The sequence below is a fragment of the Shewanella vesiculosa genome (assembly GCF_009994065.1).
GTDB lineage: Bacteria > Pseudomonadota > Gammaproteobacteria > Enterobacterales > Shewanellaceae > Shewanella > Shewanella vesiculosa.
Genome location: NZ_JAACSD010000007.1, coordinates 372,126 through 392,437, shown reverse-complemented (window position 1 = coordinate 392,437; position 20,312 = coordinate 372,126). Strand labels below are relative to the sequence as shown.

The following is a 20,312-nucleotide window of genomic DNA, read 5'->3' as shown; positions in this document are numbered from 1 at the left end:
GCCTTAAAATTTAAGATGTGATCTGGCACAAGCTTTGTATAGCTCTAATATACATGTCTGATGGCCGTATTGAGTTCAAAGACACTGTAAATGGGGAGAACATTCAATGGCTAAAATTGTTGTGATAGGTGCCGGTACTGGTGGCATGCCAGCCGCATACGAAATAAAAGAGATTTTGGGTAAGGACCATCAAGTTTTAATGGTTAACGAACATGATACATTTCGTTTTACCCCTTCTAATCCTTGGATTGCCGTTGGGTGGCGAGAACCTAAAGCCATTACGTTCCAGATAGAAAAACACTTAGCAGATAAAAAAATAGAATTTAAATGTGCCAGAGTGACTAAAATTGATACTGAAAAAAATCAACTTATAACTGCTGATGAAGACATTATTGACTATGACTATTTGGTTATCGCAACCGGTCCTAAACTGGCATTTAACACTATACCTGGAGCAGGCCCTGAACACTTTACTCAATCTATTTGCACACTTGAACATGCAGTAGAGTGCAAAGTTGATGTCGATAAACTGTTAGCTAATCCGGGTCCTGTGATCGTGGGGGCATTTCAAGGTGCAAGCTGCTTTGGGCCGGCTTATGAATACGTGTTTATTTTAGACAAGGTGTTACGTGATGCCGGCATTCGAAGCAAAGTGCCAATTCATTTTGTCACTAGCGAGCCTTATGTTGGGCATTTAGGTTTAGGTGGCGTTGGTGATTCAAAATCAATGCTCGAGTCTGAGTTACGCCAAAGAGATATAAAATGGATATGCAATGCCACGGTTGACTCTGTAGAGGAGGGCGTGATGCATATTTCAGAGCTTGATAGAAAGGGGAATGTTGATTTTTCTCACTCATTGCCATTTCAACATTCAATGTTAATCCCCCCATTTGCTGGTATTGATGCTGTCGCGAATGTTGAAGGACTATGCAACCCTAAAGGCTTTGTTATTACCGATGAACATCAACGTTCACCAACATTTGGTAATATTTTTGCGGGTGGCGTTTGTGTGGCAATCCCGCCAGCAGAAATAACGCCAGTCCCAACCGGAATGCCAAAAACAGGTTACATGATTGAGTCGATGATGACTGCAATCGCTCACAATTTGCATAGCATTATTATTGAAAACAGCCCGCCTAAAAGTAAAGGCACCTGGAATGCAATTTGTATTGCCGATATGGGTGACACAGGTGCAGTATTTGTGGCAATGCCTCAAATAGCACCGCGTAACGTCTCTTGGTTTAAAAAAGGGAAATGGGCACATTTTGCCAAAATTGGTTTTGAAAAATACTTTCTACGAAAAATGAAGACTGGTAGCAGTGAACCATTATACGAAAAATATGCGTTGAAACTCATGGGCATCACGCGCCTAGAAGCAGAGGATGATGATAATGACATTAACAAAGAATTGTAATCAACACGTGGCAGGATCTGGCAAATTAGGCGCTTTACTAATACTCGCGAGTATGACCAGTGTTAGCCAAGCAGCATCATTAACCGAACAGCAAATGCTTGAGCAAGAGGCTAATGAGCGTATTGCCGAATTTAGCCAAACATTAAAAGGTCAGTTACAGGCAGCCATAAAGCAAGGTGGATTGCCCAATGCTGTGTCTGTGTGTAAGTCGGTAGCGCCTGCAATTACTGCACAGAATGCGAAACAAGGCTGGACGCTCGCTCGAACCAGTTTGCGGGTGCGTAATTCAGACAATACGCCAGATGCATGGGAGTTAGCACAATTACAAAAGTTTGAAGCCATTCAGTCTTCAGGACAGTCATCCGTTGATAAACCGATAGTGGCTAGCGAGTATATTGTTAATGGCGATAATACTGAGTTTCGTTATATGAAAGCCATTCCAACCCAAGAGTTATGCTTAGGTTGTCATGGTAGTAATATTAACCCTGAACTGAGTGCATTGATTAATACAACCTATCCTGATGATAAAGCAATTAACTTTGCCCTTGGTGATATTAGAGGTGCATTTTCATTGCAAAAAGTCATCAGTGATCCAGTATCGCCGATGACAGCCAAACCCTAATAAAGACGTAAATAATGACGTAATAAGGCTTAACAAACGTTAAGTCTTATTACGCAAAACCTAAATCATAGTGAGTTTATTCGTTCGCAATTTATTGCGACATAATTCGCAGTAAAAGATGATGATTTGACTTAACATTATACTGTAATAATCAAACTTCCTCAGTCAACGATAAATGATGTTGCGAATGTGACCGATATTCATATGAGGTTTTATCTAACAAATGCCCAAGGGATTTTGTTGGGAGTAATGTGTCATGAGCAAAATCCGCATCGATCCTTTTTATCATCACGTTAGCCATACGATTACTTATGTGGTGACGGATCTTGCTACGCGTCAAAGCGCCATAATCGATCCTGTTTTAGACTTTGATATCGCCTCTGGAACCATAAGTACCCATTTTGCTGATATGCTGATTGAGCATATCGATAAACATGGATATGAAATTGAATGGATTTTAGAAACGCATGCCCATGATGATCATATTTCAGCGGCATGCTATATAAAGAAAAATCGAGGAGGGATAACGGGAATTGGCGAGAATATCACCAAAGTCCAACACACGTTTAAGCGATTACTTAATCTTGATGAAAGCTTTCAGTGTAATGGTGAGCAGTTTGACCAACTGTTTGTCGATGAAGAATTGATTAAATTCGGTCATTTAAATATTCACGTAATGCACACTCCTGGGCATACACCAGCTTGTGTTAGCTATCTTATTGAAGACACAGTGTTTGTCGGTGATACCTTATCGACACCTGAGTTAGGGACTGCGAGTACTGAATTCCCAGATAGCAGTGCAACCACCTTATACCATTCAATTCAACGGATATTAGCATTGCCAAATTGTACCCGTGTATTTGTAGGACATTATCCGTTCACAGATAAAAACGCGGAGAATCAATTAGAAACATCGGTTATTGCGCAAAAAAGGAATAACCGCGTTGTAGGGGGTAAAGTCACTCTTACTGAGTTTGTTCAGTTACATCAACAACGTCATATAAATGCTGATACTCCAGCTTTGCTACTACCCGCAATCCAAATCAATATTCGTGCAGGCAATATTTCACCCATAGAAGGTGAAGATAACTATTATATTAAAATACCGCTAAATCAATTGTGATCACATCACGAAAATAATCATCTTACCAATTGGTGGTCAAATAAACGGCCTCCAGCTAATGGCCGTGAAAGATATCAGCCATTAGCCAGAGCATATCTAGCTTACTGTGATTTAAACCTTATACGGCACTAATGGAAATCCATCTTGTTGCCATTGCACCATACCACCTGCTACAGATAGTGGTTTTTTAAAGCCCATATTTTGTAATGAATCAGCAGCAAGTGCGGAGCGCCCCCCAGTACGGCAAATCAGAAATATCTCTTTTTCTGCTAATTCATTTAATGCTAAAACCCATTCGCAATGGTGACTGACCAAAGGATGCTCGTGTATTTTCATCTCTAATACACCACGAGGGAAATTCACTGCACCTTCGATATGGCCTAATAAAAATTCTTCGTGTTCACGGACATCGATAATAACCACATCAGGGGTAAGCATTGCCGTGAGTAAATCATGGGTACTCACTTCAATAATGTTAGCTTTGATTTCACTTATGTATTCTTGAGCAGTTTTCATGTGTACCTCGTGATATTAAATAATAGATTTAGTTAGGATAAATAGCGCCATTAGGACTAAAAACACGGCAAATATTTTCTGTAATATTGCTTTAGGTAAATATTGGCTTATCCATTGACCTGCAATACTGCCGACAAACCCGCCAGTAATCATGATCCCAATAACCGACCAGTCAAACTCAAGCCCTTTATCTGAAAGCAATGAGTAGTATTTTATAAAGCCAACGAATGAATTCATGGTAATAATCAGTAAGCTGGTGCCAATCGCGAGTCCAATATCAATACCACCGAGGATCACCAAAGCCGGCACAATTAAAAAGCCGCCACCAACACCAACAAAACCAGTCACAACACCGACCCCTAAGCCTTGTAAGAGGATTTTGGTCACATCCAGCGTGCCTGCTTTACATCGACTTGATTGATTACGCCACATCATGACGGCACCCATAAGCATTAAAATGACAAACACAGTCAGTTGAATGTCACTGGTCACAAAAGTGCTTGTCCAAGCACCTAAGTAAGTCCCCGCCATGCCAGGTAAACCAAATAAGAACACATGACGCCAAGAAACCTTTTTATGCTTAATGAAACGCATACTGCTGATTAAACTGATAACACCAACGATACATAATGATGAAGCTATGGCTAATTGTGGTTGCATACCAATAAGATATAACAACACTGGAACCGTAATAATTGAGCCTCCAGAGCCCAATACACTCAGCACTAAACCAATCAATAATGCGCCAATAATTGCTTGTATCATTTTGATGACTCTTAGGTTTAAAGAAGGTTAATCGGGATTTTTAAATAGACTGTGCCATTGTCTTCAGCATCAGGCATTTTTCCTGCACGAATGTTGACTTGAATCGATGGCAATATCAGCCTTGGCATGGCTAGTGTGGCGTCTCGTTTTTGTCGTAAAGCAACAAAGTCGGCTTTTGACATGGTGTCGTTAACATGAATATTGTGTTGTTTTTGTTGACTGATTTGAGTTTTAAATTGGTGGTCACGGCCTTCAGTAGGGTAGTCATGGCATACATAAATGTCGGTCGAGTCTGGCAAACTGAATAATGTCTGGATTGAGTCATATAAGGTATTGGCATCGCCACCAGGGAAATCACATCGCGCAGTCCCCACATCAGGCATAAAGATAGTGTCACCTACAAACGCGGCTTGTTCGTTAATGATGTAGGCTAAATCGGCAGGTGTGTGCCCTGGAGTATGCATAATGCGTATGGTCATATCACCGACTTGTAGCCGATCACCATGTTTAAATAGTCGATCAAATTGACTGCCATTCGGCAAAAAACTCGCCTCAAGATTAAATATGCTTTTAAAAGTATCTTGAACTTCGGTGATATGCTCGCCAATGCCTATTTTGCCACCGACTTTGTCACATATAAAACTGGCGGCAGATAAATGGTCTGCATGGGCATGGGTTTCTAATATCCATTTTACCGTCAAGTTTTGACGTTCAATCCAATGTAAAACTCGTTTGGCACTTCGAGTATCAGTACGACCTGACTTGTAATCAAAATCTAAAACAGGGTCAATAATAACGGCATATGAAGTGGCATTATCGGCAACGACATAAGTGAACGTTTCACTGTCATCATCTAAAAACTCATGGACACTAAAAGTAGAGTTCATTATGAAAGTTCCTATATTAATCCTATGTAAAAGATGCACAGGAACTTAGATCCCTGTGCCGGCAAAATTAAAGCGATTTTTTGCTGAAATACCAATCAGTGTATTCATAACCTTGGCTTAAACGGGCTTTGGCTTCAGCAGTAGTAGCTGGTGGGGGGACAATAACGTCATCACCAGGCTGCCAGTTTTCTGGAGTCGCTACGCCGTTGGCGTCGCTGGTTTGCAATGCTTTGACTAAACGAACAAATTCGCTAATAGAACGGCCGTTGCTCATTGGGTAATAGACCATGGCACGTAATATACCTTCAGGATCGATAATGAAAGTTGCACGCACAGCGGCGGTATCACTCGCGCCAGGTTGGATCATGCCGTAGGCTTTAGCCACTGCCATTGATAAATCGGAGATAATAGGGAAGGTAATTTCAACACCAAAGTTTTCTTCAATATTACGTACCCAAGCAATATGAGAGTGAATGCTGTCGATAGATAGACCCAATAATTCGGTATTAATCTCAGCAAACTCTGCAGCGTGTTGTGCAAATCCCATAAACTCAGTAGTACATACAGGGGTGAAATCTGCTGGATGCGAGAATAACACCAACCACTTGCCTTTATAGTCAGTGAGAGAGCGCATACCATGAGTCGTCTTGGTATTAAATGCAGGTGCTGGTCGGTTTAATTGTGGAAAAGAAACAATAGAATCAGTCATGTTATTACTCCAGTAGTGGTTAACTTAAATTCCGCCTAATCTGTAAAACAGATTACAAACATACTTAGTAATAGCAATTGGTGGGCCAAGTTAGCTTGGTGCGAGATCTTATTGGCATATTATTTATAACATATTGAAAATTATCACTTTTAAATCAGTTAGCTTTATAAGGCTTGATATCGGTGTTATCTAATAGCGACTATCGTCTCGCTATGCTTTGTCATAAATGACACCAGCGACAATAATGGTGACAAATATGGCATAGAGAGGTCAGTTATTGATGGTAATAAACCCTGAACCCAATCCACGAGATCAGAAACACTGCTGCCTAGTACGCATGTGAAGTGCTGGGGGAAATGTGATTGGATATTGAATAGAAAAGAAATTAACGGATCAGCAAAGGTTAATGTGAAATAAGCCAAGACTCATGAGCAACTAGAATGACGTTGAACGGCCTTAAATAGACTCTTTATTCGTCAGCACTGTGAAGCGGCTCTTGATTATGACTTTTGAGCCTATACACATATCCTCTTTAGCTTTATATTTTAATGATTAAATCCAATATTTATAAAGGGTTAAGACACTAATGGATTTGGCAAAGCTTTCCCGTATTAGCATGAAACACTTAATCACTTTGCATGTGATGCTTGATACCCTCAGTGTCACTGCCAGTGCTGAACGCTTATGTTTAAGCCCCTCATCGGTAAGTAAAACCTTGAGTCAGCTAAGAAACAGCCTTAATGATGAATTATTTTATCGACATGGTAACTCGCTAATCGCCACACCCTTAGCGCGAAGACTGGGCCCTAGTGTGCAGCAGATGATCAATGATATGAACCATATCATGAGCCAAGATGTGTTTAGTCCTGCTGATTATCAGGGCCGTTTTGCGCTCTCTATGCGTGAAAGCACCTTTGAACTACTGGCGGCAAAAATAAGCGCTCATATTCTTAAGTTAGCGCCCAACATCCATTTAGATATTTACAGTAAAGACAATATTGGTTTTGATGGCTTAATAAAGGGCTCGTTAGATTTCATTATTTTACCCCACGACCTAAGTCAGCCGACGGATATTGATGACGATTTAGTCTGGGAAACCTTGATCAATGATGAGATGGTTTGTTTAATGAATGCATCACATCCTTTGGCTTTGCAGCAAGACATCAGCCTTGATGACTATTTGCGATTCAGCCATATAGGTATAACCGATACCGACTTAAGCACACCCTTTTTCGATATTTTGCTGGCTCAGCAATCCAAAAAACGCGCGATCCCCATTTCAGTAGCAGACTTTGGTAGTGCCGCCTTAATGTGTCACCACAGTGAATTACTGTTTACCTGCTCGCGCCACTGGGGAGCCACAGCCAAACAAGCCCAAGGGCTGATCATTAAAGCTTTACCTATAGATTATGGCAAAGTCGCTTATAGCCTCGTATGGCATAAACAAAGCATGAATGATCCCGCACACCGATGGTTATATGAGCAAATATTACACTGTCGTCATTGCTGAAATAGGATGTCGAGATTAAATCGACTTAATTGAATTAAAGATATAGGACCGGTAAGGTAAGATTATTTACTCCTCGCTGGTTCAGCAGCGCGGCTAATTTTTCGATATCAGCCTGAGTGCATTGCTTCCATGTTGAAGCGATTTCACCAACTCCGTGATGGTGAAATGCATTTAGTTTAACTCGGGTATCACTTGGTAGCTGAGTTAAATAAGCCGCTAGGGCATCTATCTGGGTATCATAATCTGTAACCTCAGGAATATGTAACAGTCTAACTTCATACAGCTTATTGTGCTGAGCAAGTAACTCAATTGAGTTAAATACCGCTTTGTTGTCTCGCCCGGTAATATAGTAGTGAGTAGCTTGGTGCCATGCTTTTAAATCAACCATAGCACCATCTAAATAGGGGAGTAACTTATGCCATCCCGTGCGACTTAAACTACCATTGGTGTCGATCATGCAAGTTAAGTGTGCTAGTTGCTCAGATGATTTAATCGCCTTAAACAGAGTAATAACAAAAGGTAATTGCAAACTCGCTTCGCCGCCGCTAACCGTAATACCGTTAATAAAATATCGCTGACAACTAATGACCTCAAGGATTTGCTCAAGCGTATAAGTTACCGTTTTGGGCGAGGATTGTGCTTGGCATACCCTAAGGCAAGTATCACATTCAGTGCACTTAGTGCTGTGCCACACGATATGTGGCTTACATTTTAAATCTGTATCTTGCGACGCAATGAGCGTCAATGCTTGCTCAGGGCAATGATCAACACAATCGCCACATGCACTACACAAACTTATCGTTTGCGGATTATGGCAATTTTTGCATTGATAATTGCAGCCTTGTAGAAAAATTACCAATCTACTGCCCGGTCCATCGACGCATGAAAACGGCAATATCTGGCTTACAACAGCCAGTTTACTCATAAACAAAAGGCGCTTGTTCGTGAGCAATAACACGGGCTTGACGCTGTAATATGCCGGTATTCATGGCAGCCTCAGCAGCTAAACCGCTAGTATTGCTGCGTGAACCACGTTGTTTAAATGTTTCAATGTCAGATCGTTTGACCATGTAACCAGTAACGCGGACTAAATCATTATTCGCGACATTGGCGGTAAACTCCCTAAAACCTAAGCTAAATGCGCCTTTACAAAGTTGGAACATGGCTTGTGGATTCGATTTTACGGTTTCATCTATGCTAAGAATATCGCTAATTCCCGCAGTATAATATTGATGATGCTTCGCTAACGCTTGAATATGACTAATAGGATCAGGCTCTGTGCCATAAGGAATACGAACACCAGGAGTCACATCTTTATCGACGCTAATACCACTTTGAGAATGCAATAACGCACGGCCCTTATAACCATAGGTCACCGGAGTTGATGTCACCATGTTAGCCAATGCAGCTGAGATCCTTAGGCCTAATTCATTAGCTGCCTGGCTGTGACCATATGCGTTACTGGATAGATCAGTAGCCTCTTGCGATCCAATAGCGGCAGCTAACTCCTTAGCAGACAAGGCTTGTAAAATATTGACCGCCTCAGCCATACCGTAAATCCCAAACATAGGCGCAAAACGGTCCTCATCAATGAGTTGCTCCTTAACCAAAAAGCTGTCGAAAAAATGTGATTGTTGATGTAAGAATGCCGAACGCGCTTCAATAAGCTCAAAGGTGAGTTGGCCATAATAAGGCAGTACTTGTTGAAAAAAATCATCGATGCTAGTGGCTTTTAAGGCAACTTGTTTTAAGTTAAGTCGTACTAACGTATTGGCGCCGCCAGCTAATGGGAGCGCGTTATAACAACTGACAATACCAAACCCACGCTTATCGAATGTTTCAGCATGCAACGAATAGTTGGCGATGTGAGGCTTATTGCAAAAACAAATATTGGTGGTCGCCTGCAATAATAAATCATCTGGTGTTATTGCAGGCTCGTACATAAAGGTCAAATTAGGCGCAATTTGTTGTAACTCAAGATCAATGCGCAATAAAGTCCGGCAAATAATATTATCAGTCGGACCAATATTCACATGCATAAATGCATCGGGCAATATGCGGTCAAGTAAGATCCAAAAACGAGTTAATTTGCGATAAATGGCATCAGCGTCAAGCCCAGCAACAAAAGGCATCAATAACGCATCTAAATGACCTAAGAACACCGGAATATTGGTCACCGACGGCACATGATGATAAAGCACCATTAACGCATTAAGGGCATCATCAAAATCTTCAGCCGGTGATAACTCTAAGTACTCTGAGCCTTGCTTCAGGTATTTAGCGTAGTCGGGCAGAACATAACGCGGTTTAAACGGCGCGTGGCCTTCAAACATATCGCAAATAATACCGTCCTTCATCGCATTACTAACCTGCTCAGACACTGCCACATATGGCAGACTATTTTCAGCTTCTAGGGCCAAATAATTTGATTTTTGCTTAGGAGAAAGGTGAGGGTGGCTGACTATTTGGATAATATTTTCTTGTAATGACATGACTGAATTCACTTTTTAAAGGCTAATGCTTAATAGCCATTAATCTACTCAGTGACCGGGTGTTCAAACAGTGAAAATAGCTGAGGTTGGCATTGATAAAATCGAAATCCGATGATGCAGATCACAATCAATCAAGTTCTCTACTCCATACTATGTCCTAATAATTCTAAACGCATAATGATTATCGTTAAGCTGAATTGATTAACGGTTGAAGTCATTGATAAACTTTTCTAAATTGGCTTTTTAAAACTGATAGATAGAAAAATAAAACTCAATTACAATGGACGACTTTTGCTTCAAAAATATTCGCGAGCTGAGCATAAAATGCCAGCGTAAGATCTAAGGAACATCTTTAATTGAGAACATTAATTGTCTTTATCACAATAGGCTTTATCCTGTTAAGTGGTTGCCAAACGGTGGCAATTAAAGATGCCGACGCAGACCGCAATATCAGTACTGCCAATAAAACAACCTCAACGATCCCTAAGTCTTTAGCCCGCCGAAATTACCAAGACAATGGTGATGTGTGGGAACGCATCCGCTACTCAATGGATATGCCAATCCCAGATGAGCAGTTAGTTAACCAATATCGACAGTGGTATATCGATAATCCACAGCATCTTGAGAGTATTTCGCAACGCGCAAAGCCGTTTCTGTATTTGATTGTGCAAGAGTTTGAACATCGAGATTTACCTATTGAATTAGCCTTACTACCTATGGTTGAGAGCTCATTTAATCCTTTCGCGTATTCCAGTGCCGATGCGTCAGGTCTATGGCAGTTCACCTCACCAATGGCCAGCCATTTTGGCTTGCAGATGAATTGGTGGTATGACGGTCGAAGAGATGTGCCAGCGGCTACATCCGCAGCATTAGATATGCTCGAATACCTGTACAAAAAGACCGATAATTGGTTATATGCATTAGCCGCATACAATGCCGGTGAAGGTCGCTTGCGTGAGGCGATTAGATACAATGAAGCGAGAGGACTGAGTACTGACTTCTGGTCTTTACCATTACCTAAAGAAACCAGACAGTATGTGCCGCAATTACTGGCAATCGCCGATGTGATAAAAAATGCTCAACGTTATGGTATTGCACTCAAAACGATTCCTAACAAACCACTTGTTGAAGTCATTGATGTTGGCAGTCAAATCGATATATCGGTGGCAGCTGAGCTTGCAAATATGCCCATTGCTCGGCTACAAAATCTAAATCCAGGATTTAATCGTTGGGCGACATCGCCAGACGGACCGCATCAATTAATAGTGCCTGTTAGCAAGGTAAATGAATTTAAAAAGGCACTTGCTGATACTGACATTAGTGCCAGAATGAAATGGTCTAAATATCAAATAAAACCGGGCGATAGCATGAGTGCTATTGCTAAACGTTATCAAACGACTGTGTCTAAAATTCAACAAATGAACGACATTAATAGTGATAAAATCGTTGCCGGTAAATTTTTGTTTATGCCGCATATCAGAACGCCAGCCATTGACGAAGTAGCGTTAGTTACAGCTCAGCCTACTCACATATTATCGCCAATACAGACTGCGTCTCACAAGCCGTCAGTAATGTTAAATGCCAGTAAGCCGCAGGCAAAAGATCATCACACTGTCAAAGTTGGTGATACGCTTTGGAGTATTGCAAAAGTGTATAAGGTTAGCGTTGATCAGATCACGAGTTGGAATAATATGACGGATAAAGACAGGTTAAGTGTAGGTAAAACCTTGATGTTTTATCACCAGACGGTAAAAAACAATATTTAACAGTCTAGTCTTTAATCTCATCATACAAAACTGGCTAATGTGAGATGAGAGGTTCACATATTTTAAATCTGCTTCTCATCTAATTCTCGATTAATGCGCCATGACTTGATGAACAGTGAGACGTCATCGCTATTATTTTCTGCTCGGTATCGACAGCTTTTCTTGTTCACCTTTCACCCAAATGATTATCACTTTAGCTTGAGTCGTTAAAATCCCTACTTGACCTGTGTGTTACACATAGGTTTATAGTCAGATGATTATAATGATTAACCTTAGCGGTGGAGGCTGCATGAAAGTGAACCAACTTGCTAATGAATTAGGTATTACTGCCGACACAGTGCGCTTTTACACTCGCATTGGCCTACTTAATCCCAATAAATCTCCAGTCAATGGTTATAAAGTCTATGACCATAAAGATAAGTCGCGTATGCAATTTATCTTAAGCGCTCGAAGACTTGATTTTTCAGTTGAAGAAATTAAAGTGATTTTTTCAAAAACCGATCATGGTGAAAGTGCCTGCCATCTTGTGCGAACGTTAGTTAAACAAAAGCTGGCTGAAACGGAAAGACAATTTAATGAAATGGTTAGACTACGTTCAAGGCTTGCACACGCAGTTGAGCAATGGTCAACCATGCCAGATAACTTACCGACAGGAAATATGATTTGCCATTTGATTGAAGGTTCACATCAAACAGATGGTACTCCTGCAAATATTAATCAGGATGATAAGATTACATTAACACCAACGGAGGTTAAGTAATGGAACACACAACGCATTCACCTATACAGCTCAATATTATCGGCGCAGGCTGCGCTAGCTGTGTGGGCAAAATTGAAAAAGCGATTAACAGCGTGCAAGGCGTTGATTCGGCCGAGATGAACTTTGCCGACAGAACGGTACTGGTTAAGGGTAAAGCTGCTGCCGAGTTGATTATAAAAGCGGTAGAAAGTGCCGGTTATAACGCCACTCAAATCCAAGCTGAGTCGGCAGAAGATGCCATGAACGAAAAAGAACAGGCTGATTTACAGCATTATAAAAGTCTATTACGCCATACTATTATCGCCTTATCAGTCGGTATTCCGTTGATGGTTTATGGACTTTTTATTGGTGAAATGACGGTATCAAGCCTCTCAGAGCAAATGGTATGGGGGCTGGTTGGTGTAGTTACCTTGGCCATTATGTTGATATCCGGTAAACATTTTTATATTGGTGCTTGGAAATCTTTTTTAAACCATAACGCCAATATGGACACCCTCATCGCCTTGGGAACAGGAACGGCTTGGATATATTCGATGCTAATTGTGGCATTTCCGCAGTGGTTTCCTGAAATGGCAAGACATGTTTACTTTGAAGCAACCACAATGATCATTGGTTTAATTAATCTTGGTTTAGCACTAGAAGTAAAAGCGCGCGGTAAGACCTCTGAAGCCATTAAGCGTCTTATTGGCCTGCAAGCAAAAACGGCGCGGGTTATCCGTGATGGCAAAGAAATCGATATCGACATTGCCCAAGTGTTACTTAACGATCATGTTAGAGTCCGTCCTGGCGAAAAAATCCCCGTGGATGGGGTGGTTATTGAAGGTAAAAGTACCATTGATGAGTCAATGCTGACCGGTGAGCCCATGCCAGTTGAAAAAGCTGTAGATGATGATGTGGTCACCGGTACTTTAAATAAATCTGGCTCAATCATATTTAAAGCAACACGGGTCGGAAAAGATACCGCACTGGCGCACATTATTAGTATGGTCAAACGGGCACAAAACTCGAAGCCACCGATTGGTCGATTAGCGGATGTCATTGCCGCTTATTTTGTGCCAGCCATTATGATCATTGCCATTGTCAGTGCCATGGTGTGGTTTAACGTTGGACCTGAGCCATCAATGGTATTTGCCATAGTATCTGCTACAACCGTGTTGATTATCGCTTGCCCTTGTGCCCTCGGACTCGCAACACCAATGTCGGTAATGGTTGGCGTTGGTAAGGCGGCTGAATCTGGGGTACTTATTCGTAACGGTGAAGCTTTACAAACGGCCTCTAAAATCACCGCAATGATTTTAGATAAAACAGGCACCATTACCGAAGGTAAACCGCAAGTTACCGATATTATTCTGGCTCATGCAGACAGTGAAGAGCAGGTAATTGCCTTATCAGCTGGAATTGAAAGTCACTCCGAACACCCCTTAGCACAAGCCATTGTTGACAGTGCCAACGCTAGAAGCATTAAAGCCATTAACACTGAACACTTTAATGCCATTTCGGGTCAAGGTGTAGAAGCGCAGATGGATGGACAAACATTACTGTTTGGTAATGAAAAACTGATGCAAGACAACAATATTGCGATTAGTGACTACCAAGCCAAGGCCCAAACCTTAGCAGAAGAGGCTAAAACACCTATGTATTTGGCGCTTGCAGGGCAGTTACTTGCCATTATCGCAGTATCTGATCCGATAAAATCCGATTCAATCGAAGCGATTGCGAGACTAAAACTCAGTGGCATTAAAGTGATTATGTTAACCGGAGATAATAAAGCCACCGCAGCCGCAGTGGCGAAGAAAGTCGGTATTGATGACTTTTTCGCTGAAGTTATGCCAGAAGATAAAGCCAAAAAAGTCGCTGAACTTCAGCAACAAAATGAAATTGTTGGCATGACTGGCGATGGCATTAACGATGCTCCAGCGTTAGCCTTAGCCGATGTCGGCTTTGCAATTGGTACGGGTACCGATGTCGCGATAGAAAGTGCCGATATTACCTTAATGCGTGGATCACTTCATGGATTAGCCGATGCGATAGCCATTAGTAAAGCAACGCTGCGCAACATTAAACAAAACTTGTTTGGTGCATTTATTTATAACGTTGCGGGTATTCCGTTAGCGGCAGGAGTGCTTTATCCGGTATTTGGTATTTTGTTAAACCCAGTGATTGCCGGGGCGGCGATGGCCTTTTCATCGCTTACCGTCGTCAGTAACGCCAACCGTTTACGTCTGTTTAAAGCTAAAGAACACTAGGAGACTCAAAATGTTGATTAATTTACTGTGTATCGCATTAATCGGTTTTATCATTTGGTGGTTTTGGCTGTATAAACCATCAAATGAAACTAAGGTTGATGCTAGCACATCAATAGTGGTTAAAGACGGGGTGTATTCGCCGGCAAGAATTAACATTAGCGCCAATACGCCGACAGAAATAACCTTTTTACGCCAAGATAAATCCGGATGTTCCGCCACAGTCTTGCTACCCGACTTAGATATTAGCCAAGATTTAGCACTGGATAAACCCACCAAGGTAGCATTACCTGCTCTGGAAAAAGGCGAGTATCCATTTCATTGTCAGATGCAAATGTATAAAGGCGTGTTGATCGTTGAGTAAGCGTTACCAGCCCGTTATGGCATAACGGATTGGATAATGAATCTTTGGGGGACATGAACAAAATGACGTTCAGAACTTGATAGTGTAATGTCACCCTAAGATTTAATTAATGAATATAGTTAAAGTAACAAAGCCTATCGGCAAAATGAATTTACTGAGCAAAAATGACCCAGACAATTGACTTACCCATACTTTATTCTTTAAGAAATTGCCCTTATGCAATGCGGGCTAGGTTGGCGATTTATGCTTCAGGCCAGCAAGTTCAGCTACGCGATATAGTGTTAAGTAACAAACCTGATGAGATGCTTAAGGTGTCACCTAAAGGCACCGTCCCGGTACTAGTCACCACTGATAACCAGGTGATCGATGAAAGCCTAGCCATCATGCAATGGGCATTTTTACAAACAGACCCAGAAGGTTACACTAACAAAGCTGTCCCCAACGCTTTAGATGAAATGTTGGCTGTTATTGCGATATTTGATAATGAATTTAAAGGTCATCTTGAACAGTATCGCTGCTCAAAACGTTACCATGAACCCTCATTACCAGAAGATAGACAGCAATGTGAGCGTTATCTTGCCGATCTGGAATCGCGACTCTCTCTGCACCAGTATTTGATGTCCGACAAACCGAGCTTAACTGATTTGGCATTAATGCCGTTTATGCGGCAGTTTGCCCAAGTAGAGCGGCAATGGTATCTACAATCACCCTATCCAAAATTGCGCCAGTGGTTGAATCATTTTTTGCAAAGTCGGATGTTCAGCAAGGTAATGGTACAAAATTCAATGTGGTTAGACACTAAACAACGCCTGATATTTGGCGCTGGTGTCTAGGGCTATTATTTTTATTGAGCTTGAGTATTTAAGATTAATTCGGCATAGCGCGCCATTGGAATATTGATTTGTTGTTGCAATATTTGAGCCTTACGCATGAGTTGTTCAGTTTCTATTTGGGGTATGGCATTTTTGAATGCCAGAATGATCCTGTTGCCACTGTCAACTTCGAAACTGATTAAGCGATGTTCAAATTCTAGCGCAAGTAATGCATCCAACTCTTGTCGAAGTTCTACCGATGTATGCCAAATATTGAGTACTAAAACGCCATTTTCATTGAGTGCATTTTTACAATCCCGTAAATAGGATGACTGCACTTGGTTAGGTTCCATGCCTTGTGAGTTATACAAATCTGAAAAAATAATATCACTTTTGACAGTAGTATATTTAATGTGATGGACTGCATCGTCTATATGAGTAACGATGCGATGGGTATCGGGTAAATAAAAGTAATCTTTGGCGGCATTGACTACCGCTTCGCGGTATTCAACCGCATGGACGTTTATGTTAACGAAACTATTGAGTAAACACTTTGCCATCGATCCCGCCCCCAGCCCCATAATAGTGGCGCTGTTCACTGTCGGAAGAAACAATAATCCGCTCATCATGGCTTGGGTATAACCAAGATGTAATCCATTTATATCATTGAGTTTCATGCAGCTTTGATAGATTTTCCCATCGAAGCTAAGAATACGGCTATTTTTTGTTTGATAAACATAAATTGGGCCGTGCTCATCTTCAGTTGATGAGATGCAGGTTCCTTTGATATCCATGGTATTGTTAACATCGCTTAAATACGTACATGTAACGGGTAGGGCAGTATAGCTGATAATAGACGCGGTAAATTAATTGCTTACGAAGTAAAGCTCTTTTAGTTGATATCAAACGGCTAAATTATTCGTGGTTAAGTTAATATAATGTATCCAGAAAGTGACTTTTTTCAAATATAAAACTACTATGATTATTATGAAAATAACAAATTGATTTTTTATGAAAAAATATCTCTTTACCTTAATTATCATTTTGCTATTCGCTTGCGAACAACCCGCTACAGAAAAAGCCCTGCAGTACAGTCGTTCGCCTAGTAATAATACCGCGTTAACCTATCGATTTGCGATTCACCCTTTACACAATCCGCAAAAGTTATTCGAAGCTTATCAACCGCTGATCGATTATATCAATCATAAAATTCCTGAGATTGATATTGAACTCGAAGCATCAATCGATTATGCCTCCTATGAACAAAAAATCCGCGACAGAAAGCCAGATTTATTACTGCCTAATCCATGGCAGACCTTGCAGGCTAGAGACAACGGATATCGAGTGATTGCCATGGCTGGTGATGCTGATGATTTCAAAGGGATTTTTATTGTAAGAAAAGACAATAATATCCAAAAACCAATTGAGCTCAAGGGTAAAAGAGTGAGTTATCCTGCACAAACAGCGCTTGCTGCGACAATTATGCCACAGTATTTTTTGTACACTAATGGAATCGATATTAACCAAGATCTTGATAATATCTATGTGGGTTCACAAGAGTCTTCAATCATGAATGCATATCTTGGTAAGGTAGCTGCAGCAGCAACTTGGCCACTTCCTTGGCGATTATTTCAAAAAGATCACCCAGAAAAAGCAAACCAGCTTAAAGTCATTTGGCAAACACCATCTTTAATCAATAACTCAGTTATGGTACGTGATGACTTTCCTAAAGAGATTAGTCAAAAAATACAACATTTACTGATTACTTTAGCAGACTCACCAGAAGGTAAGGCGATTATGCTCGGTATGGAAACCGCTAGATTTAGTCAGGCGGAAGATGCTGATTACGATGTTGTACGCAGCTATATAAATAATTTTGAGAGTAAAGTGCGTCCAGTGGAAAGTTTAATCAATGATTAAAAAATTGCAACGTATTCTATTAGGCACATTGCGCCGTCAAATGATGATTGGCATGACGCTCATCATCACTTTGATGATGGGATTATTTGTCTGGGATACCACTCACCGCCAGCAAAAAATTAAAGTAGAACAATATAAAGATCAAGCTATTGCCCTTGCAGATACTTTAGCGACTTCGTCTGCTATTTGGGTTGCCTCACGAGATGTCAGCGGTCTGCAGGAAATCGTTAATGGTGTCTCAAAATACCCTAATTTAAAGCAAGCTATCGTCATCGATTTACGTGGCCAAGTGTTGGCACATACAGATTTAACTAAAGTGGGTTTGTATATCGATGCATTCAACCAAGACAATGATCTGCAACAGATACATTATTCTGATAGTAGTATTGATGTGACTAAAGCCATTGTTTTAGCGGATCGAGAAATTGGCTGGGTGGTGATTGATTTAGATAGACGCGCTTACTTAGAAGAAATTAACCAAATAAAAATAAACAGTTTCTTTTATGCACTTACTGCCATTTTACTTGGTGTTTTAATCACCACTTTAGCCAGTCGTTATTTAACTCGTCGTTTGTATATCATTCAAAAAGTAGCCGACAAAGTCCAAACTGGCGCCACTCATTTACGTGTCAACATGAAGGGAACTGATGAAGCTTCGTTACTTGCTAAACAATTTGATCAAATGCTGGATAGCTTGGCATTAAGGGAATCTCAATTAGCCTCATTTTATTCTTTAGATTTGGTCGGTTTAACGGTTACGTCACCAGATAAAGGCTTGATCAGTATCAATCCTTGTTTGTGTAAGATGCTGGAATACACCGAAGAGCAACTGAAAAAATTAACATGGAATGATTTAACCTACCCTAATGATTTAGAGGCTGATGAAGCCCAATTCACTAGGTTACTTGCCAATGAAATTGATGGCTATAGTCTAGAAAAACGTTTTATTAGCAGAACAGGCAAAGTGATCCCTACCATGTTAGTCGTTCGTTGTGTGCGTAAAAACGATGGCAGTATTGATTATGTTCTGGCAATGGTTCAAGACATCAGCAAGCAAAAAGAAGATGCTATTCAAATAGAGCGACTAGCCTACTTTGACCCGCTAACGAAATTACCCAATCGGCGGTTATTAGATGATAGGTTAAAACAAGCATTAATATTTAGTGATCGGAATCAGTATTATGGTGCGATATTATTTCTTGATCTGGATAATTTTAAAACACTCAACGACACCCTAGGACATGATATTGGTGACCTGTTATTGCAACAAGTGGCCAATCGACTTATCAATATTATCCGTGAAGGTGATACAGTCACTCGCTTTGGCGGTGATGAGTTTGTGATCATATTAGAAGGCATTCATTCTAATGCTTTTGTTGCCGCCACACAGATAAAAGCGATTGCCACGGCTATTTTAGATACCATTAACCAGCCTTACAATATAGCAGGCCATAGTTACTCGACCAGTACCAGTATTGGCGCGACTTTGTTTCTCGGCAATAATACCACCCCAGATGAGTTACTCAAGCAAGCTGATATTTCCATGTATCAAGCCAAAAAATCAGGTCGAAACCTTGTCTGCTTTTTTGACCCTAAAATGGAAATCAGCATTATCAATAGAGTGGTGCTTGAACGCGATTTACTCATTGCACTAGAACATAATCAATTCCAATTGTATTACCAAGTACAAGTCGACAGCTCAAACATCCCCGTGGGCGCCGAAGCCCTGATCCGTTGGAACCATCCACAGCGTGGCATTGTGTCCCCCTTAGAATTTATCCCGTTGGTAGAAGAAACCGGCATGATTATCGAAATAGGACAGTGGGTTATTGATTCGGCCTGTAGGCAACTCAATGCCTGGCAGCAACATGTCAATACCGCAGGATTATCATTATCTATCAATGTCAGCGCCAAACAATTCCATAAAGCCGATTTTGTCGACATAATCAAAAAAAGTATTGATAAATATAGTGTTAATCCTAAATTACTTAAAATTGAATTAACTGAAAGTGTACTGTTAAATAATATTCAAACCATTATCGAAAAAATGAATACTTTAGCGGCTATAGGTATCCAGTTTTCGTTAGACGATTTTGGTACCGGTTATTCATCGTTACAATATCTCAAAAAACTCCCATTACATCAGCTTAAGATTGATCAGTCATTTGTGCGTGAACTCTGTGTTGATAGTAACGATAAAACGATTGTTAAGACCATTATTTCGATGGCACAGAGCTTAGGTTTAAGTGTAATTGCAGAAGGTGTAGAAACTGAACAACAACAGCAATATTTAATCAGCCAAGGGTGCCGTAATTTTCAAGGTTACTTGTTCAGTAGACCGATACCAATTGACCAGTTTGAAAGCCTAATACCTCAAATCGCTTAATTAGGCAGATGCCAGTAGGCTAG

General features: G+C 40.8%; 18 protein-coding genes. 11 read left to right on the top strand and 7 right to left on the bottom strand.

The genetic code is table 11. The features are described from left to right. Positions 1-106: 106 nt before the first annotated feature. From GW828_RS09795 to GW828_RS09785, 3 genes are all read left to right on the top strand, one after another. The gene (locus tag GW828_RS09795; RefSeq protein ID WP_273059850.1) at positions 107-1,414 is read left to right on the top strand and encodes an NAD(P)/FAD-dependent oxidoreductase; all 1,308 of its coding nucleotides are present in this window, start codon (positions 107-109) and stop codon (positions 1,412-1,414) included. Next, positions 1,392-2,036 carry a Tll0287-like domain-containing protein gene (locus tag GW828_RS09790; protein WP_273059848.1) on the top strand — a complete coding sequence of 215 codons (645 nt, stop codon included), beginning with the start codon at positions 1,392-1,394 and terminating at the stop codon, positions 2,034-2,036. The genes GW828_RS09795 and GW828_RS09790 overlap by 23 nt, the downstream gene beginning before the upstream one ends. Before the next feature lie 256 nt (positions 2,037-2,292). Continuing rightward, positions 2,293-3,159, top strand: coding sequence for an MBL fold metallo-hydrolase (locus tag GW828_RS09785; RefSeq protein ID WP_273059846.1), 867 nt, complete (start codon positions 2,293-2,295; stop codon positions 3,157-3,159). Positions 3,160-3,270: 111 nt separating this feature from the next. Here the strand turns inward: GW828_RS09785 and GW828_RS09780 are convergent, their stop codons facing one another. The 4 genes from GW828_RS09780 to GW828_RS09765 all read right to left on the bottom strand — a co-directional run bounded on the left by GW828_RS09780 (position 3,271) and on the right by GW828_RS09765 (position 6,036). Then, on the bottom strand, positions 3,271-3,675 hold the full coding sequence (locus GW828_RS09780) for a rhodanese-like domain-containing protein (RefSeq protein ID WP_273059844.1): 405 nt from the start codon (positions 3,673-3,675) through the stop codon (positions 3,271-3,273). Between the two features lie 15 nt (positions 3,676-3,690). Then, positions 3,691-4,440: a sulfite exporter TauE/SafE family protein gene (locus GW828_RS09775; RefSeq protein WP_182697394.1), complete on the bottom strand. Its 750-nt coding sequence runs from the start codon at positions 4,438-4,440 to the stop codon at positions 3,691-3,693. A 17-nt stretch (positions 4,441-4,457) separates the two neighbouring features. After that, entirely contained in the window at positions 4,458-5,327 is an 870-nt protein-coding gene (locus GW828_RS09770; RefSeq protein WP_182697393.1) for an MBL fold metallo-hydrolase, read from the bottom strand. A 67-nt stretch (positions 5,328-5,394) separates the two neighbouring features. Next, a complete protein-coding gene (locus GW828_RS09765) occupies positions 5,395-6,036 on the bottom strand; it encodes a peroxiredoxin (RefSeq protein WP_273059841.1) in 642 nt (213 codons plus the stop codon). 586 nt (positions 6,037-6,622) lie between these two features. Between GW828_RS09765 and GW828_RS09760 the strand changes: the two genes are divergently transcribed. Continuing rightward, positions 6,623-7,546 carry a LysR family transcriptional regulator gene (locus tag GW828_RS09760; RefSeq protein WP_273059839.1) on the top strand — a complete coding sequence of 308 codons (924 nt, stop codon included), beginning with the start codon at positions 6,623-6,625 and terminating at the stop codon, positions 7,544-7,546. A gap of 34 nt (positions 7,547-7,580) precedes the next feature. On the opposite strand, the gene GW828_RS09755 is transcribed toward GW828_RS09760, so the two are convergent. Together GW828_RS09755 and GW828_RS09750 are read right to left on the bottom strand one after the other, a co-directional pair. Further along, positions 7,581-8,471, bottom strand: a complete 891-nt coding sequence (locus GW828_RS09755; protein ID WP_273059838.1) for a YjjW family glycine radical enzyme activase — start codon at positions 8,469-8,471, stop codon at positions 7,581-7,583. Continuing rightward, complete coding sequence (locus GW828_RS09750) at positions 8,464-10,038, bottom strand: YjjI family glycine radical enzyme (protein WP_273059836.1); 1,575 nt, start codon at positions 10,036-10,038, stop codon at positions 8,464-8,466. Before GW828_RS09750 ends, GW828_RS09755 begins: the two co-directional genes overlap by 8 nt. Before the next feature lie 356 nt (positions 10,039-10,394). On the opposite strand from GW828_RS09750, the gene GW828_RS09745 reads away from it, so the two are divergent. The 5 genes from GW828_RS09745 to GW828_RS09725 all read left to right on the top strand — a co-directional run bounded on the left by GW828_RS09745 (position 10,395) and on the right by GW828_RS09725 (position 16,004). Continuing rightward, a complete protein-coding gene (locus GW828_RS09745) occupies positions 10,395-11,804 on the top strand; it encodes a LysM peptidoglycan-binding domain-containing protein (protein ID WP_273059834.1) in 1,410 nt (469 codons plus the stop codon). A 289-nt stretch (positions 11,805-12,093) separates the two neighbouring features. After that, on the top strand, positions 12,094-12,564 hold the full coding sequence (locus tag GW828_RS09740) for a MerR family transcriptional regulator (RefSeq protein WP_273059832.1): 471 nt from the start codon (positions 12,094-12,096) through the stop codon (positions 12,562-12,564). Beyond that, on the top strand, positions 12,564-14,810 hold the full coding sequence (locus GW828_RS09735; protein WP_273059830.1) for a heavy metal translocating P-type ATPase: 2,247 nt from the start codon (positions 12,564-12,566) through the stop codon (positions 14,808-14,810). The genes GW828_RS09740 and GW828_RS09735 overlap by 1 nt, the downstream gene beginning before the upstream one ends. A 10-nt stretch (positions 14,811-14,820) precedes the next feature. Further along, positions 14,821-15,171, top strand: coding sequence for a cupredoxin domain-containing protein (locus GW828_RS09730; protein ID WP_124014888.1), 351 nt, complete (start codon positions 14,821-14,823; stop codon positions 15,169-15,171). Between the two features lie 164 nt (positions 15,172-15,335). Further along, the gene (locus tag GW828_RS09725) at positions 15,336-16,004 is read left to right on the top strand and encodes a glutathione S-transferase (protein ID WP_273059827.1); all 669 of its coding nucleotides are present in this window, start codon (positions 15,336-15,338) and stop codon (positions 16,002-16,004) included. 11 nt (positions 16,005-16,015) lie between these two features. Here GW828_RS09725 and GW828_RS09720 read toward each other — a convergent pair whose 3' ends face one another. After that, positions 16,016-16,777 (bottom strand): spermidine synthase, encoded by a 762-nt coding sequence (locus GW828_RS09720; RefSeq protein ID WP_273059825.1) that lies wholly within the window; start codon positions 16,775-16,777, stop codon positions 16,016-16,018. A 217-nt stretch (positions 16,778-16,994) separates the two neighbouring features. Here GW828_RS09720 and GW828_RS09715 point away from each other — a divergent pair, with 217 nt between their 5' ends. Both GW828_RS09715 and GW828_RS09710 read left to right on the top strand, forming a co-directional pair. Then, complete coding sequence (locus GW828_RS09715; RefSeq protein ID WP_273059824.1) at positions 16,995-17,903, top strand: phosphate/phosphite/phosphonate ABC transporter substrate-binding protein; 909 nt, start codon at positions 16,995-16,997, stop codon at positions 17,901-17,903. Continuing rightward, positions 17,896-20,289: an EAL domain-containing protein gene (locus GW828_RS09710; RefSeq protein WP_273059822.1), complete on the top strand. Its 2,394-nt coding sequence runs from the start codon at positions 17,896-17,898 to the stop codon at positions 20,287-20,289. The genes GW828_RS09715 and GW828_RS09710 overlap by 8 nt, the downstream gene beginning before the upstream one ends. The last annotated feature ends 23 nt before the right edge of the window (positions 20,290-20,312 follow it).